The sequence below is a fragment of the Chromohalobacter sp. 296-RDG genome, from assembly GCF_029889885.1.
Lineage (GTDB): Bacteria > Pseudomonadota > Gammaproteobacteria > Pseudomonadales > Halomonadaceae > Chromohalobacter.
In genome coordinates this window covers 1-816 of record NZ_JARANY010000281.1, presented here as the reverse complement: position 1 = coordinate 816, position 816 = coordinate 1, and the positions used below count along the sequence as shown (strand labels likewise).

Sequence of the window (816 nt, the reverse complement as noted above, 5' to 3'; positions counted from 1 at the left end):
CCGTGAATACTACGAGGGCCGCGCCCAGAACCACCTGCTGCCAGAGCACATCGAGAAGATCGCCAGCACCTTCGAGGCCTTTGCCCAAGAGCCGGGGTTCTCTCGCGTGGTACCCATCGCGGAGCTGCGCGACAACGACTACAACCTCAACATCCGCCGCTACGCTGACAACACGCCGTCGCCGGAGCCCCAGGACGTGCGCGCCCACCTCAAGGGTGGCGTACCGATGGCCGAGATCGACGCCAGGCGCCCGCTCTTCGACGCCCAGGGGCTCGATCCCATGGCGCTCTTCATGCCGCGAGCGAATGACGCCGACTACGTGGACTTCGCCGAGCGGTTGGATGAGAAGCGCGATCTCAAGCCCGCCATCGAGAATAATACGGGCCTGCAGCAGAAAGAGGCCCGGGTCATGCAGGCCTTCGAAGCCTGGTGGCGAGAACACGGCAGCAGCATTACCTCGCTGAGTAATCAGCAGGGCCGGCTTACCGGGCTGCGTGATGAACTGCTTCAAAGCTTTACCACAGCGCTGGACGCCACCGCCATGCTCGACCGCTTCGCGGTGCGCGGCATCATCGCCGGCTTCTGGTTCGATAACAAGAACGAGTTTCGCACCCTACAAGCCCGCGGTTGCCTGGGCGTGGTGGACGCCTGGCGTACCAGCATCGCGAGCCTGCTGGAGGACGAGCAGAGCAAGGCCAACCCGCTGGATCACCGCCTGGTGCACTTCCTGCTGGAGGACTACGTGGCCGAGCTGGAAGAGCTGGCCGCCCGCAAGGCCGAGCTGGACGCCCGCATCAAGGCCGCCGAGGCCAAGTC

General features: G+C 64.8%; 1 protein-coding gene. It reads left to right on the top strand.

The genetic code is table 11. From position 1 onward, the window contains the following. Positions 1-816, top strand: an 816-nt coding sequence (locus tag OP495_RS18535) for an N-6 DNA methylase (RefSeq protein ID WP_280571248.1), incomplete at both ends; no start/stop codon positions are given.